The 16438-nt window shown below is 58.9% G+C and carries 13 protein-coding genes; 3 read left to right on the top strand and 10 right to left on the bottom strand.

The features are described from left to right. Positions 1–561: 561 nt before the first annotated feature. Positions 562–942 (top strand): histidine kinase, encoded by a 381-nt coding sequence (locus tag CA85_RS04630; RefSeq protein WP_146390134.1) that lies wholly within the window; start codon positions 562–564, stop codon positions 940–942. 193 nt (positions 943–1135) lie between these two features. Here CA85_RS04630 and CA85_RS04625 read toward each other — a convergent pair whose 3' ends face one another. The 7 genes from CA85_RS04625 to CA85_RS04595 all read right to left on the bottom strand — a co-directional run bounded on the left by CA85_RS04625 (position 1136) and on the right by CA85_RS04595 (position 10529). After that, the gene (locus tag CA85_RS04625; RefSeq protein ID WP_186774744.1) at positions 1136–2242 is read right to left on the bottom strand and encodes a lipid-binding SYLF domain-containing protein; all 1107 of its coding nucleotides are present in this window, start codon (positions 2240–2242) and stop codon (positions 1136–1138) included. Between the two features lie 178 nt (positions 2243–2420). Then, entirely contained in the window at positions 2421–2960 is a 540-nt protein-coding gene (locus CA85_RS04620) for a PH domain-containing protein (RefSeq protein ID WP_246112502.1), read from the bottom strand. A 155-nt stretch (positions 2961–3115) separates the two neighbouring features. After that, positions 3116–3640 (bottom strand): hypothetical protein, encoded by a 525-nt coding sequence (locus CA85_RS04615; RefSeq protein WP_146390131.1) that lies wholly within the window; start codon positions 3638–3640, stop codon positions 3116–3118. 231 nt (positions 3641–3871) lie between these two features. After that, positions 3872–5830, bottom strand: a complete 1959-nt coding sequence (locus tag CA85_RS04610) for a hypothetical protein (protein ID WP_146390130.1) — start codon at positions 5828–5830, stop codon at positions 3872–3874. Positions 5831–5967: 137 nt separating this feature from the next. Continuing rightward, positions 5968–7557, bottom strand: coding sequence for a BamA/OMP85 family outer membrane protein (locus CA85_RS04605; protein ID WP_186774743.1), 1590 nt, complete (start codon positions 7555–7557; stop codon positions 5968–5970). Further along, entirely contained in the window at positions 7554–9008 is a 1455-nt protein-coding gene (locus CA85_RS04600) for a BamA/OMP85 family outer membrane protein (protein WP_391564842.1), read from the bottom strand. The genes CA85_RS04605 and CA85_RS04600 overlap by 4 nt, the downstream gene beginning before the upstream one ends. A 186-nt stretch (positions 9009–9194) precedes the next feature. Beyond that, positions 9195–10529, bottom strand: coding sequence for a Gfo/Idh/MocA family protein (locus CA85_RS04595; RefSeq protein ID WP_146390128.1), 1335 nt, complete (start codon positions 10527–10529; stop codon positions 9195–9197). 218 nt (positions 10530–10747) lie between these two features. Here CA85_RS04595 and CA85_RS04590 point away from each other — a divergent pair, with 218 nt between their 5' ends. After that, positions 10748–11473 carry a CAP domain-containing protein gene (locus tag CA85_RS04590; protein ID WP_146390127.1) on the top strand — a complete coding sequence of 242 codons (726 nt, stop codon included), beginning with the start codon at positions 10748–10750 and terminating at the stop codon, positions 11471–11473. Between the two features lie 53 nt (positions 11474–11526). Here CA85_RS04590 and CA85_RS04585 read toward each other — a convergent pair whose 3' ends face one another. The 3 genes from CA85_RS04585 to CA85_RS04575 all read right to left on the bottom strand — a co-directional run bounded on the left by CA85_RS04585 (position 11527) and on the right by CA85_RS04575 (position 14146). Then, complete coding sequence (locus CA85_RS04585; protein WP_146390126.1) at positions 11527–12885, bottom strand: dihydrolipoyl dehydrogenase family protein; 1359 nt, start codon at positions 12883–12885, stop codon at positions 11527–11529. After that, on the bottom strand, positions 12882–13397 hold the full coding sequence (locus CA85_RS04580; protein ID WP_146390125.1) for a carboxymuconolactone decarboxylase family protein: 516 nt from the start codon (positions 13395–13397) through the stop codon (positions 12882–12884). The genes CA85_RS04585 and CA85_RS04580 overlap by 4 nt, the downstream gene beginning before the upstream one ends. Before the next feature lie 71 nt (positions 13398–13468). Beyond that, positions 13469–14146 carry a hypothetical protein gene (locus CA85_RS04575; protein ID WP_146390124.1) on the bottom strand — a complete coding sequence of 226 codons (678 nt, stop codon included), beginning with the start codon at positions 14144–14146 and terminating at the stop codon, positions 13469–13471. Between the two features lie 307 nt (positions 14147–14453). On the opposite strand from CA85_RS04575, the gene CA85_RS04570 reads away from it, so the two are divergent. After that, positions 14454–16397 (top strand): aconitate hydratase, encoded by a 1944-nt coding sequence (locus CA85_RS04570; protein ID WP_146390123.1) that lies wholly within the window; start codon positions 14454–14456, stop codon positions 16395–16397. The last annotated feature ends 41 nt before the right edge of the window (positions 16398–16438 follow it).

The raw sequence follows: 16438 nt of genomic DNA, 5'->3' as shown, positions 1-16438 counted from the left end.
ATTAGTTTGCTCCCCCGTGTGCTTGTCACACGGGAAGCGACGTTTTGAAATTAGAAAACCGCGGTATCGACACACGTTCCCCTGTCAGCTTGTCTGACAGGAAACCAAGTCGATAAACTTTGCTGTCATGCGGGGCAAGCCCGCATGGGAGCGGGGTGAATGCTCCATCTTGATCTAATCACAAAACGGTGATTCCTGTCAGACAAGCTGACAGGGGATCTGGTTTTGTGGGTAATGACCAGCTCGTCGCCTCGCCCACTACGATCAACCCTAACTTTTAACTGTGACAGACCACTAGCCAGCACTGCGTTTCATTATACTACCGCTCGTCCGACCGTTCACGGTCGAACGCTCGCGCAACCACCCAACTTGGTTTCGATCACGAGTGCGAGCGTCGGTTCACCGCACACGACTGCGAGTTTCAGGATACCAGGGCGGTGGCGAGCGGGCTTGGTGTCCGGCATGAGGGCGTTTGGCGGTCGCGGAGAGTTGCTTGGGCCTAGCCGGCCTGAACGTATCGGCGTAGAACTAATGATTTCTCCTACACCAGAACCCGCCACGATGAGTTCGACCGACGCCAACGATCCCCAAACCGACTCGCTGCCCTCGTCATCGGGATTGGTTGTTTTCTTGTCTGGGGATCTGATCTTCGCCTCACGCGTCCAGGCTGCGGCCACGGCGGCAGGCCGCTCTTTCCGATTGGGAGGCAATCTGCCAACGGATCTGCCGCCTCCGGTCAGTCACGTCATTGTCGATCTGTCCACACGGAGCAAAATCGTCGATGGCTTGATGGCACTCTGCCAGACTCATTATCCGCAAGCAACTGTGATTGCCTATGCACCCCACGTCCAGGTAGAACGAATCCGTGACGCTCGCAAACACGAAATTCCAACCGTGTTGACCCGGGGTCAGTTCAACGAGGCGTTGAGCTCACTGTTCTGACTGTCGAGCCGAAAAGAGTGCCGGCCAGTACGCGGTGCGGAGAAGCGGATCCGCGGGAAAGATCTCGCGTCTTTTCCGGTGGTGTTCGCTTGCGCTCAAACCACCGGCTATTTTCCAAAACGCCTTCGGCGTACGAAGATTCGTGGGTAGTCCTTAGCTCGTCGCCTCGACCACTACGATGTTCTCGCTGGAATTAGAATTGGGCGGGCGGGGGCGGCAGGTTTAAACGCTGCTCGGCTGCCGTGTCGACGGCGAGCTGCCTGAGGAGCCTCAGCGTTTCGACGAATTCAGGTTGGCTGCTCAACGCCGAGAACTGAGGGTTCGATGCGACGCGTTCGTAGCGAACCACGACCGCTTGAATTTCTTCGGGGGTAACCGACGACGGCACTTTCCAGGACGCGGGAAGAACCAGGTATTCCTGCCACTGAGCGTCCACTTTTTTCTGCAACGCGGCGATCGACGCTGCAATTTGACTGATCGTACGGGAGCGCTGCTCGAGGGCTTCCCCTTCGAGTGGGCTCGCAGTGACTGCTGGATTGCCAGCGTCAGCGGGACGCAGCGACTCAACCGACCCGCCAGCAACTGTCGTCGATACAGCGTTCAGTTCGTTGACTAACGCGATTGCCGAGGGCGGAACAACCCCTGGGCTGGACGGGGTGATCTGGTAGTACCGCTGGGTCGCCGGTATATCGAGCTGCAGGCTACTGCCGCCGAGAGAAACTCCGGCGTAGAGGCCGCGAGCTCGAGAATAGGTCAATATTTCCGCTTTTAACGCGGCGTCGGTAGCTGCGCCCGCCGTCCGGCCGACCGGCCCCGCGGCTGCGGAGGCGTCAACGCCGAGGGTGACTTTTCCCTGCTGAATGTTCTGAAGGCTCCGCGCCGAGCGAAAAACAAGGACGAGATCCGTCGCCTGCACGCCGGCCTGCCATCCAAAACTGCCACCGAACATTTTGATGAACTCAGGAGCCTGCCACTGCCGATTTGCATCGCGTTGGACGAGTACCCCGTGACCGCCACTGAAGCCTACCACGAAGGCACCACGGATGAAGTGCGGCACGATGGCGATCGCTTCCGCAGATGCCAGCAAGTCCTTGGGGATTCCCGTTGTCGTCGTCTTGGACGTTAATTCCTGCAGAACGACCGCCGCTTCATTGACCACGCCAGCTTCGGTGGAAGTCGGGCCGCTCGACAGAACGGGCTGTGGAACCAGCGGCGCCGGTGGTTGCTGAGCGGGCACTGCCGGCAGGAAAGATGCAGACGAAATAAAAAATACAGAAGCGAGCAAAAATGGGCGAGACATAGCGACACCGGGTTCTTGGCAAATCGGGCTGGCAGGTCGAGTGGGCGAATTCTTGTGAACTATAGCGAATCCCGCCGTCCGTAGCATCGCAGATTTTGAGTCAATCTGAAAACCTCAATATCGCTCGTCACCACGAGGATGAGTGCACGGCAGGGAGGTCTGTCTTCGCATCGCGGCGTCACTCTTGGTTCTCCCGGATCAGATCGACCGCGCCAGCGGGATCGGGCATCGCGACAGCAACGATTTCCAGGTCATCTTGCCCGGAACTGGAAATTCCGATGTCGCCAACACCAACCAGACGCTGCGAAAACGTTTGTTCAATCTGAATGTTACGCACGTCATCGTGCTGAACCTCGGAGGTGTCTCGGCTGATGATCCCCTCGCGAAAAATAGTCCGGTTGTCGGTAATGGTCAGCGTGGTCGCGACGCTGAGTATGTACCAATATGCGACAACGAGCAGCGATGCCACCACCGCCGCCAAGGCGATCCAACCGAAAGAATTTCCTTCGTCAGCACCGAGTGAGCGAACGAACAGATACCCGGCGGCACCCCAGACGATGAGAATGCAAAGCGTTCCCAAAGGCCGGCGGCGAAACACGACTGGGTGGATCTTGAGCAGTGTTTGTTCGCCCTGGGCCTCAGCGAGACCGTGGACTGATGGATCCGTCTCGTCGCCAGTCTCCCGCACAGACGTGACACTGACCCGAGGGATCTCCATTTCGAAGGGTTTGTCACACGCTGGACAAACAATTCGCTCCTCAAGGTGGTCGACTGTCGTCTCGACAGAGTGCCCACAGTAAGGGCATTTGGAAGCTAATACTTGCACGAATCTGGGCCTCTCTCAAGCGAAATGGAGTTCGGGAAAAATGGGGACTACTGCACTGCCTCGTCGACTTCCTCTTTCACCTTCACCACGAATAGCCTATCGTTTTTCTGCTGGACGGTCAGTCTTACCTCGTCGCCAACAGTGAGATCAGTGAGGTTTGCCAGGCCGTCTCCGTCAAATTCGGTCGCGTCGGTCACGTGAGCCAGCACGTCGGCGCCTTCACTGACGAGAATCAGTTGCTGAGTCTCTAGATCGATTTGTTTGATGACGCCATCGTGGGTCTCCAGCGACGATGCCGACTTAGCGGTCTCGGTCAAGTTGCTGGCGGCATTCATTGTCTCACCGATATCCTCGCCCACTTCCTCCGAGTCGAAGACCAGGCCGAGCCGATAGGTTCCATCAGACATCCGGTCGCCATCGACGCTGAACCACCCCGCGAGCAATCCCACCAGCAGCAGCAGTCCCCCCAATACATTGAGGATAAAGACAGCATAGACAAACTTCGTAAACGCTGAGGTGTAGGACACCTCAGCGTTGCCGTGTCGATTGGCATTGGAATGCGACGATTTCATGGGAGGTCCGCACAGAAAAGAGAGGCTGAAACATGATTGTTCCACAGCCTTAGTGCAGATCCTGTGCCATCGCGGGAAGCGAATCGCTGCCACGGCGGCCTACGGGGTTCTTACCGGCGAATACCCTAGCAGGACTCCACGGTCGCTCCCCGAACACTCGTCGAGGCGCCTGACGCTTTACAGCAGCATTCACAAAATTCGAGAGAGACTGCTCCCGCGTCCTCTCACACTCTAACGCTTGATGATTTCGAGCAAATCAAGCGTGATAGATGCGTTGGAGCCACTGCCCTGGAGGCGGCCGACCCCGACGTGAATCCCGGATGGGGCATCCGGGGCGTCGGCAGGCAGGGTGACGGGAACCTTTTGGCCATCGACAAGAGTCATGCTTGACTTGGAACCGCTGCTCGACATGATCCCCACAACGACGGCACCCTCACTCCCGCGATCGGTCGCCGTACGGCCAATCCAGATCGGTGTGGCTTTCGCGAACGCGGCCGCAACACTGGTGTTTGAAGAGATCTCATCCAACAAGGGGCTGAGCTTCGCTGCAGAATCACTGGGAACCCGGCCAGCGAGTTCAGAAAAAGACTCGTAAAGCTGATCCAACTGTTCGGCCCGTCCGGGAGCCGCAGCGTCCATTTCACGAATTTCGTCAAGTGAACGGGTCAACTCCGCTACTTCGGCATCGACATCGAGCGCGTCCTCAGGGGAGACCTCAGCAACGGCACGGGGTGGGAATGGATTCTCCGAGGTGTCGGCAAACAGGTCACCGGCACCGGTGTTGTCATCGGCGGCTCCAGACGCATCGAAGCCAGTACTTGGAGGCAGCCCCCCCCCGAGAGCCAAGTCGTCGACGGGAGTGTCGTTCATCGCGGCATCGGCCGACGACGCATCGATGGGCAGGTCATCCTGCGGCGCCGGAGCTTCCGGGATCATCGGACCGGCGGGATTTGTTTCGGGTACCGCTGAATCGGCCAAGGAGTTGTCGAAGACATTGGTAGCGGGCGACTCACTCGCAGGCGGAGCACTGCCGGCCCTTCCGGTACCAGCTCGTGTATTGCCAGGCAGTTCACCGGCAGCCGCATCATTCGGACTCGTTGACGCGTCGGACGCACCAGAATCGGTCGGCGCATTCTCGGCAACCGCACCGGCGGCATTGCTCGTCGCTGGCTTACTGAGATCTGGCACGGCTTCTGGCATGCTGGATTCAGGCAACTCCGATTCGGGGACACTCATCCCGCCCAGACTGCCACTAGGCGATGCACCGGGCAATCCACTGGGCGATGCACTGGAGTTCTCCGGTGCATCGCCGTTCATGGTGTCTGCGAGCTGCGTAGCTGGGTTCGCGGGGCCGCCGGTGATCTCTTGAAGTGCCGAGTCGGCGGGGTCGACCAGGTCGCTAGGATCCGCTGGGGCTGCGATCTCTTGTCTCGAGGGCTCGTTATTTTGGGGAGCGGCCGGTGCTGAGTCGGGGACACGCGGTTGCACCGGCATCGGCAGATTCGCGCGGGTCTGCTGCTGCGTCGCACCACCGCCGGGCAGAATATCACTGAGATAAGGAACATGCTGTCCTGTGGCGTAGTGCAGGATCGTGCCCACAATCGGCAGGGCCAGCAGCCCGCCCAATACCACACCAACCATCGACTTCCATGGCGAGCTCTTTCTTCTGCGGCGGCGACTGTGCGTTGGATCGACATCCATCATCGCAGAGTGCTTGCCGTCGCCCGAGCGGGACTTCCCGGGGACACTGATCTTGATCACCCGCTCGGGAGTCGCTGCAGAATCCGATTGGGGATAGACGGGCTGTTGGAGCTGGAGTTCTGCGGGCCCATCATCGGGGATGTCATCGATATCGGCCGAATGCAGCTCGGAGGCATCGCTTTCAAACGGGTGGCTGTGCGCCGCGTGATCTTCCGTCGAGAGCTCCGAATTGGCTTGCGAATCCTCCGTTACCGCGTGGGAATGAAGATCAAGGCCGGACCGCGGCGTCACCGCCGAATCGACCTCTCCCCAACCGTCGCCTGTCGCGGCGACTGAGCTCAGCACGGCTTGCTCGCCGACCGGGACCAGTGCGGGGGGGACAGCCGCCCGCAGTTCGCTGCTGTCAAGTGTTTCCTGGCACCAAGGGCACTGTGCCTTGGTCAACGGATCGGGAGACTCGCCATCACGAGCCAGAAGTGCGTCGGGCACGGAAACAGATTCGTGACAACGGGGGCACTGGGTTACCAACATGAGCGGAGCCGAGCATGACGGGAGGACAAAAATTCACTTGGGAACCCTATTGTACCATCCCGCTGAAAAGTTTCTGCCCCTTTCTAGAAGGGTTCCTAGCGAGCTGCACTCATGTAGAAGCTAAACATCTGTTCGTCATCGTACTGCGACGACATGACGGGGAACGCGAAATCAAACGCCAGCGGCGCTGGTCCGAGCATCGGGATGGCCACCCGGAGTCCGAAACCAGGAGCGACACGGAAGTTATCCTCGTGGATCTCGATGTCTTGCTCGACGGTACCGAAGTCAACAAAAGTCACGCCGCGGAACGCATCGTCGGCCGTCAGCGGGAACATATACTCGAGCGTGTTGAGCCACTGGAAGCGACCGCCAACCTGGACGAGCCCGTTGGCACTCGGGACCGTGGGGGAGGCTCCACGGAAATCAAAACCTCGCAGCGTCGCATAGCCCCCGGCAAAGAAGTTGTCGAAGATCGGCGTGTCTTTGCCACTGAAGCCGACTTGCGAGATGAACTTCAAGATCTGTTGCCCTGACCCATCAGCGCGTTCGCGAATTTTCCAGAACTTGCGGTACTCCCCTTCGAATTTGCCGTAATCGAAATCACCGAAAGCTTGCTCGTAGCTGGCGCTAATGTAGTGACCCTCGCTCGGAATGAGGGGACTGTTTCGAGTGTCGTGGATCAACGATACCAAGCCACTGTAGACAGTATTGTCGCCGAGCACTTCGGCCAGTTGCGGCAGCGTCGGGTCGGTCGCGTTCGAAATGTTCACGTTCTGGCCGGTCATGCCCGCCGAGAGCGAAAGGTCGGGGGTGACGCGGTAACCGAAGGAGAGCTTCCCTCCGAGTCGGCCTTCGTCCCAGTTCTGGAAGCGGCGATCGTAGTAGAACCCGCTAACGGACATGCTGATCGGCAGATATCCGAGCAGATTGGGATCGGCGAACTGCGCGGTATAGCGTTGAAATTCGCTACCGGGAACGGCTTCGAGACGGAACGTTTGGCCTGCACCGCGAAATGCTGTGCCGCTGAACAGGTCTTGAAAGGAGGTGGGCCAGCGGCAGATATCGAAGTTGCGTTCATCGACAGTGACTTGCCCCGTCACACCTGCACTACTATTGACGGCACCACCAAACATCACGCGGCCGGTCCGCGCCGGATAGCCTTGGATGATCAGATCCGCTTCGCGAACCTCGGGGCCGGTGACCATGGGGGGATAGGGAGCTACCGGACCAAACGACGAAGGGGGCGCGGCGTACTCAGGTTGCGCCACCGGGGGGGGAGAATAATTATTCCCCCCATAAGTGTTCGGATTGACGGGCGGTTGAGCGGTGGGTGCGGATCCATACCCGGGGCCGCTGAGGCTCGGGGGAGTAGCGGTGTTGGGGTTGCTATAGCCCGACCCGCCATAGGTTGGGTTGCCGTAAGTGGGAGCGGTGCTGGGCTGGCCACTGTAAGGCTGCGAGCCACCATAATTTTGGCCACTGTAGTTTTGGCCACTGTAGCTTGGCGCAGTTCCCGGCACGGTCGTAGGCGGGACCGAGTACGTCGAGGGCGGTGTGTAGGGTTGTTGGGCCCACGTTTCGACGGGCGCGAGGCATTGCATTGCCATGCCGAGGGCGACGGCGAACCGAACAGCGGTGCGTTTCACGGTGTTTGTCTTCAGGGTGGAGGTCATGGCGTGAATCATCGCAGCAAATCCTCTCTCGGCACAACTTTAATATCGGGTGCTTCTGCGACCGCTGGGTTCGTTTCCAGAAGTTGGCTGCGTTCGATCCGGCGGCGGCTCATCTCGAGCATCCGCCGGTCAATGTAGTCACCTTCCCGCATATCGACGAGATTCAGCATCGTGGTTTCACGCATCAGATCGGGTTCACCGTCGATGTTGACGAGAATTCTACCGATCTTCCAGCGATCACCTTCGGTGATTTCATACACGATATCAGCGACTCCGTTCTCGTCTCGCATGATCGTCTTCGGTTTGACTTCGGCGTAGATGAATCCGAGTTCACCGTATCCGTAAACGACTTCGCCGACATCGCGGCGGAGGATGGTGCCATCGAACATGTCTCCGGCCTCCAGCTCGAGTCTCGCTCGAAGTGACTCTTCAGTGATGTATTGGTTACCAACGATTTGAATATCGCCGATGGAAAACCGTGGACCTTCGTGGACGACGAAAACCAGCGTCATCCATTTGCCGCTCTCGTCATAATCGAAACGGCGTCCAACGGTTGCCGTCAGGTATCCGAGGGTGTGATAGTACGAGGAAAGCTGGTCGACATCACCGTCAATCTTTTTCAAGTCAGCTTGGTTGCCGACGTAACTGAGAAAGCCCAGCATCGGTCCGCGGCTTTGAATGATCTTCTTCAACCTCGCTTCGGTGACGATCGTACTGCCTTCGATCTGGATATCGGCAATGCGTTCGAGCGGTCCTTCGTTGATGCGGAAGACGACCGTTCCGGGCGAGAGACCGTCTGTATTGATCGACGCGACGCTGCGATCTTGCACCTTGGCGATGCCCGCTTCGATGGAGGCTTGATTGAAGCCTTCTTCACGATAGTAATCGAGCAATCGGCGGCGGCCGGATTCGACCGAGAACTCACTCAGCGGGTCGCCGGGGGTGATCCCCACTCGCCCGGTGAGGGCGCGGTCATCCAACCCTCGGTTGCCGTGGAAAACCACCTCGGTCACCATCGGTCTCTCGTGCACATGAAAGGTTACGATGACGCTCGGCGGGGCTTGCTCGCCAGGGACTACTGGCGAGGCCTCCGATGGATCGAGAGGGGAATCTGGGCCGACCTCTTTGACATCGTAGGAAACCCGATCGAACGATCCCATGTCATTCAGCCGGCGAACGTCGGCGAGGACGGTTTGGTTATCGAAGAAGCGGCCCTTGCGAGTCTGCATCTCTCGGTAGATATCCGCTGTGGCAACGTTCAGGTTGCCGACGATGCGGACCGCGCCAACGATCGACTCGCCTGTTTCGCGGCGGAGAGTCATCCCGGCCTGCGAATGAATGTGTTCACGCCACTTGGCTTTGGTGGGCGCCGCAGGAGCAGAGCCCGCACCGCCGCCGCCACCCATTCCGCCTCCCATGCCTCCCATCTGTCCAACCGCAGTCGAACTGACGAGACACAGCATGGCAACCAAAATCCATGTGCGGTGCGGTGGTGGAGCGTTGGCAACGAGATGCGACATCGCCGAGCTGTTCCTTGTATACGGGAGGTTACGTTCGCCGAGGCACTCCTGCCCAGCGAAATTGCTGGGTGGATGTGCTCAAGCCGTTCGTACCTACCAATGCAAAGGCCGTCGCCACAAGGGCGAAAGTCAGCTCACCGTTTCGAGCGCACGAACTTCCCAGCCCGGACGATACTCTTTGCCAACCAATCCATTGGCTTGCTCGTTGCCGATCACCTGCAACTTCGCCGCATCCCACTCGATGGGCTTTCCTGCGCGGAAGGCAACATTGCCGAGCAAGACCGATTCGGTCAATGGCCCTGCATAATCGAAATTGCACGTGGTGGGCTCGCCGGTCTTGCAAGCTCGAATCCACTCGGCGTGGTGACCGATCGAATCGGCGATGGTCTTTGGCGGTGGCGTGAACGAGGCGTATTTCTGTTCCGGATACAGTTTGTAGCTGCCGTAATTGGCGAACATTTTACCTTCGCTACCCACGAACATCACGCCCGAACCAGGGACGTCGATTCCACTGACCGTGCGGGGGGTTAGGTTTCCGTCGTACCATGTCAATCGAACCGGGCCGCGGTTCTCGATGGCGGGGAATTCATAGTTGACCTTCAGTCCCTGCGGACAGGCTTCGGCATGGACCGGAGGGCCAGCGGCGGCGACTCGTGTCGGTGATGTCAAACCAAGCGCCCAGAAAGGAAGATCCATGTAGTGACAAGCCATGTCGCCCAGCGTCCCCTGGCCGAAATCCCACCATCGTCGCCACTGGGCCGGATGATACTGGCCGTCGATGTAAGGTCGTTCGGCAGCCGGCCCGAGCCATAGATCCCAATCGAGGTAGGCCGGAGCAGGATCGTTCCCACTCGGTGCGTCCTTCGCGCCCCAGCCCTTGCCGACCCACACGTGGACCTCATTGACATCGCCGATCGCCCCGCTGCGGACAATTTCCACTACCCGGCGGTAGTTGTCGGTGGCATGTATCTGAGTGCCCATCTGAGTCGCCACGCCGGCCTGGCGAGCCGCTTCGGTGACGATTCTCGCTTCCTCCACCGTGTGCGTCAGCGGCTTCTCACAGTACACGTGCATCTTCTTTTCAATCGCCCGGATCGTTGCCGGAGCGTGGTGGTGGTCGGTAATCCCGATCACGACCGCATCCACTTTGCCTTCACTCTCGTCGAGCATCTCGCGATAGTCGGCGTAGGTTTTCGCGTCAGGGAAGCGTTTGGCTTGCACATCAAGGAAGCGACTGTCGACGTCACACAACGCCACGATCGATTCGCTCGTCACACCATTGATATCGTTCAATGCACGGTTGGCGGTACCGATGCACGCGATATTGAGCTGTTCGTTGGCTGAGTTGGACTCCGCGTGACCGCGGCTACTCCAGACGCCTGCGGAAAGAACAGCCGCGGATGTCGCACTCGAGGCTTGCAGAAATCGACGGCGGGAAAGATTTTGATCTTTGGAGGGGAGCATGATGGGGTAATGGGCAGGAGGGAGAGATTGTGATTAACAAGTGCCCCTATTGTAACGGGCTGAAACTGCGTCCGGGGTCGTTGCTGGCGAGAACAGACGGCCAATTCTCCGAGCCGGTGATCGATGGGCGCCCGGCGGCACCTCATTTGCACATAACGGCGGCCACATGCACTTCAAAGCACGTTCACTTTTCCATTCCCATTGCTTTCGATCCACTCATGAGCCTATCTATCATGCGATGCTCTCTCGCGTTCCTACTGCTTAGTCAATTCGCCCCCACGGTAATGTCGGAGTCACCATCCTCGTCGATGACTGCGAAAGTCGAGCAATCGATCATTGACGACACCAACGCCTTCCGCAAAGAACATGAGCTGCCTGCACTTGAACCGAACAAGGAACTAACCAAGGCGGCAACCGAGTTTGCCAAGTTCATGGCCAAGGAGGACAAGTACGGCCACCACGCCGATGGACGGACGCCAGCGAAACGAGCCAAAGCCGCCGGTTATCAGTACTGCGTGGTCCGCGAAAACATTGCCTACCGAACCAACACGGGCGACGTGACCGTCAAGAGCCTGACGGAAGTGTTCGTCGATGGCTGGATCGATTCACCGCCCCATCGTGAAAACATGCTGGCCGACTATATCACGCAGACAGGAGTCGCCGTCGCGACGGCCGATGACACGACCTACTACGCGGTGGTGTTGTTCGGCCGCCCCGAGTCAGCATCCATCCAATTGACGATCACGAACGAATCGGACCAAGAGCAAACGTTGATTTTAGAAAGCCAAGCAAGCAAGGACGAGGTCAGCATGCCACCGCGCGGCGTCGTGACAGCAACGCGGTGTTTTCCAGCGACCCTAACGTTGAAGAACGTCGACGCGGAGTTGACGGTGAGCGAGTCTGCCGAGGTCGTGATCGCCGACGGCAAGTTCATCCAGAAATAACTTCGCACGGTCGCAGGAAGTGGATGCCGGCAGCTTAACCGGCATATATCCTGCTAAACCATGCGCCGGACGTCGGACGCGAACGTGGGGAACGTGAAGAGCGTGGACTTCATATCCGTCGCCGTCAGGTTGTGCTTCATCGCTAACGCAAACAGGTTGATCGTCTCTTCGGCGGCGGGCCCGAGCAGATGAGCGCCGAGTATCCGGTCAGACTGCTTGTCGATGAGGACCTTGTAGCCAGCACAGCGTTGACCTGTTTTTCGCACGCTGCCCCATGTCGATGTGTCGTCACTCCGCACGTCGACATCATGCGCGGCTTCCGCTTCGGCTTGAGACATGCCGATCGCGGCAATTGCGGGCACGGTAAAGGCGACCTGCGGGATCACACCATAATCGGGGCGTTGCGTGGGTTCATCCACAAACAGATTCTTGACGATGATCCGAGCCTCTTCATTGGCGGTGGGCGTGAGCGGAGGCTTGCCCGAGTCAGCACAATCCCCGGCCGCGAAGACGGCTGGATTGCTCACACTACGCATGAATGGATCGACCTGAATGCCATGCTCTCCGAATGCCACCTCACCTGCATCGAGACCGAGGTCGTCGAGGTTAGGAATCCGCCCAGCCCCATGGACAACCAGTTCCGCTGCTGCGGAATGAACGGCCCCCGTGGTTTCGTACATCACGTTCATCTCCTGACCGCCGACGCCGTCGATGGCTGTTACGTTCGCCCCCGTGACCACCTTGACGCCCCGTTCCCTGGAGTACTCTACCAACTGGTCCACTAGGTCGGGATCGAACGGAGGTAGCACCTGGGACGGTCGCTGCAAAACGGTGACCTCGGCACCGCTCCGGGCGGCGACGCAGGCAAACTCCATCGAGATATAACCACCCCCGATGAAGACGACGCGTCGGGGGAGTCGTGACAGCTCGAAGAACTCGTCGCTCAGGATGGCTCGCTTCCCGCCAGGGATTTCGAGCGGGCGTGGATGAGCGCCGACACCGACAAAGATCCGCTCGGCCTCGAGAATCTGACCATCGACCGCGATCGAGCGCGGGCCGGCAAACGAAGCGCTACCGTGAAAAGTCGCAATCCCTTTGTCCCGATAGGACGCCTCGCTCTTTTCGAGAACGGGCTGCGTGAATTCGCGTTTGAAAGCGAGGAGCTGCTCCCAATCGATCGTCACCCCATTGTCGTCGACCAGTCTCCCGGCTGCACCCCGCACGCGATCGACAAGATCGGCCGCGTTGGTGTAAACCTTCTTGGGATTGCAACCACGCAGAGCGCACACGCCGCCGAATCCTCGCTCCTCGACAACCGCCACCCGCTTTCCGCCCGACCGGCACTTGTGAGCTATCGTCGATGCCGACGGGCCTGTGCCGATCACGATCAAATCAAATACTGAATCACTCATGGCAACTCAATATCAAGACCATGATTGACTCGGTTGGTGAAGTTCGCCAGAGCGACTGTCGCCGCCAAGGTCACCAACTGCGTGTCGTCGAGATACAGCTTCAACCTAGCGACGGTATCCGGTGAAACGTTCGCTGTCTTGGTCAGTTCTTCAGCGTAGGAGAGCACCGCTTTCTCCTCATCAGTAAAGGCATCACTGTCTGCGAAGTCATCAATTGCTGAAAGCTGCGTTGGGGTGGCGCCCGCTTTCTTGGCGGCGCCTTTGTGGTAATGCGAACAGTATTTGCAGTCATTGACGGTCGAAGCCTTGTAATAGGCAAACTCCCGCAGAACGTCGGGCAGATCGTTCTGGATACCATCGTTGATCTGGGTCGTCCCGCCGAGCACATCGGGCTGGTGAGCGAGCGTGCTGAACAAATTGAGTGCTTGGCCAAATTTCTCCTCAACCGCCTTGAGGATCGGCTGGGACTTCTCGGGCGCAGCGTCTTGTTTCAGTGGAGGCACATAGGGCATGACAGAATCCTCTGTGGATAGACCGTGAAAATAGAAAGGTGACTTCAGCTAGCAGATTGGACTGGGTGGGACTAATTGACCGCCGCGGTCGCTTCCGTTTCCGCCTCACTGGAACTAATCTGGCCAGCGTCGGAATCCGCCTCTGTTCTCTCGCTGACGTTCTCGGGAGCCTGCTCGTTTAGCCGGCCGCCGTTCATCATGGCGATCCGGTTGGCCGCCAGTTGCCGAACCATCAACTCCCGGGTCATGGACATCATAGCCGCCTCGTCCTTCACCATGGCGGCCTTGGCAGCGGAAATCTTTTCAACCAGAGACTCCATGGCGGGATCGGAATCCGTTTCGGTTCGCAGGCCGTCTCGCATCATCGCAAGATACTCTTTGTCCTGGACCAACTCCTGCATCAGGATCTCTCGAGCCACCCGGGCAGCCAACCGCTCATCGCTCATCAGTTCCGACTTCACTTTCGACACCAACTCGATGTTCTTCATCGTCTGCTTCATCGCCATTTGGTCCATCCGCATTTGCTGCTCGAGCTTGTCTGGCTCGAGAGCGTTCGGATCGACCGCGGCATCAGCATCGCCGCTTCCCTCCGCCGCTGCTTCGACGGGTGGCTGTTCGCCGCTCGGCTGGGCATCGGACTGAGTGCCGGGCTTGGTGGTGGGAACGCGATCTTGTTGAGCGACGGCTGGTCCGGCGACAAAGCCGGCTGCCGCAATCGCGACCAACCAATGTGTCTTGCTAACGAGCATGAGGGGCTCCTAGTAGGAGGAAAACGGACGGCCCACGCGAATTCGACGCACCTGCGAAGCGAGTCATCGGCTGGCCTACAGCGACCAGCCCCGACCGTCCTATGACGCGGTGATCCAAGAGGTGCAATCAACGTGCCGAAATGGCTGCAACCGGGACGCCTCAGCGGCCAGTTGGCGGCACGATGTTTGCGGCGTTTTGTAGGTTTTCGACGTGACTCGATTCGCTCCGCCACGTGTTTGAGCCAATCGCATCACGGCAAACTGAGTCAAACACGAGGGGCTCCGCATGTCAGGCAACACACCGAAAATGAACGTTGCACAGAAATTGATCTCGTCCCATTTGCTGGAAGGCGAAATGCAGCCTGGTAGCGAGATTGGGTTGAAGATCGACCAGACGCTGACGCAGGATGCCACGGGAACCTTGGTGATGCTCGAACTCGCGGCGATGCACCTCGAGCGGGCACAGACAGAGGTGTCGGCCCAATATGTTGACCACAACCTCTTACAGGAAGACTTCAAGAACCCCGACGATCACCTGTTTCTGCAAAGTGCCTGCCAAAAATTCGGACTCTGGTTCAGCCGCCCCGGCAACGGGGTTAGCCACCCGCTGCACCAGGAACGTTTTGGTGCGCCCGGGAAGACCCTTCTGGGAAGCGACAGCCATAGCTGCGCCGCCGGAGCGATCGGGATGCTAGCCATGGGCGCCGGCGGTATCGATGTCGCCATGGCGATTTGCGGTTACCCGCTCTATGTCAAGATGCCCGAGATCTGGGGTGTTCGGCTGAGTGGCCAGTTGCCCGATTGGGTCAGTGCCAAGGATGTGATTCTCGAGATGCTTCGTCGGCATAGCGTCAAAGGGGGCGTGGGGCGAATCGTAGAATACTATGGCGACGGGCTCGCCTACCTGAGTGCCATGGACCGGCACGTCATTGCCAACATGGGTGCCGAATTGGGAGCGACCACATCGGTATTTCCATCGGATGAAGTCACCCGATCTTTCCTCCGTGGCCAAGGCCGTGAGGATGCCTGGAGCCGCATCGTCGCTGACCAGAGTGCGGGGTACGACGTGAACGATGAAATCGATCTATCGAGCCTCGAGCCGATGATTGCGATGCCGTCGAGCCCCGACAACGTGCGACCGGTTCGCGAGGTAGCCGGCGAGCCGATTTACCAAGCTTACGTTGGGTCGTCGGCCAATCCCGGCTACCGTGACTTCGCCGTCGTCGCGGAAATCATCCGCAACCGCTCGGTGGCATCGGGCCTGTCGCTGGACATTAACCCGACGTCGCGTCAGATTCTGCAAAACCTCGTCGCTGATGGATATCTGCAGCCCCTCCTGCAGGCAGGCGCGAGAATCCATCAAGCCGGTTGTAATGGCTGCATCGGTATGGGGCAGGCTCCCGCCACGGACCGCATCAGCCTGCGGACCGTACCGCGAAACTTCCCGGGCCGATCGGGGACGCGTGAAGACCGCGTTTGCTTGGTGAGCCCCGAAACGGCAGCGGCCTCGGCGCTGGCCGGCGCGATCACCGACCCGCGAGACCTGCAGTCGGTAATGAGCTACCCGCGCATCGACGATCCCGCTGAACCCATTCTCAATACCACCATGCTGCAGGAGCCGCTCGACCCAGAGGATTCCTCCCGGGTGGAATTGGTTCATGGCCCCAACATCGTGTCGATCCCCGCTTTTGAACCGCTACCGTATGAACTCGAGGTGACCGTAGCGCTCCAGGTTGGCGACAACATCTCCACCGACGAAATCATGCCCGCCGGAGCGAGGGTGTTGCCTTTCCGAAGCAACATCCCCGCGATCAGCGATTTCGTCTTCGAGCAGGTTGACGAGACCTACGGCCAACGGGCTACCGAACTAAGAGATCACGGTGGCCACGCGATCGTCGCGGGACGGAATTATGGGCAGGGCTCCAGTCGCGAGCATGCAGCCCTGGCACCACGATACCTCGGCCTACGCCTCGTCATCGCGATCAGCTTCTCAAGGATCCATTGGCAGAACCTCGTCAACTTTGGCATCCTGCCTCTGACATTCGCCAACCCGAACGACTACGACAGAATCTACCGGGATGACCAGCTGCAGATTTCGACTATGATTCCGCAACTTCGAAATGGCCCCCAAGCAATCATTGAAAACAGCACCCGGGAAACAAGCTTGATCGTCGAGCATACCCTTTCGGAGCGTCAAATCGAGATCATTCGAACTGGTGGACTGATCAATTGGGTGCGAGAGAACCAGTGAACGTCGATCCCGAGCCGAGTAGGCTCACCAGTCGATCCGCC

It is taken from the genome of Allorhodopirellula solitaria (genome assembly GCF_007859855.1).
GTDB lineage: Bacteria > Planctomycetota > Planctomycetia > Pirellulales > Pirellulaceae > Rhodopirellula > Rhodopirellula solitaria.
Note: the sequence above shows the minus strand (reverse complement) of the source record. Positions and strands in the feature narration are given on the sequence as shown.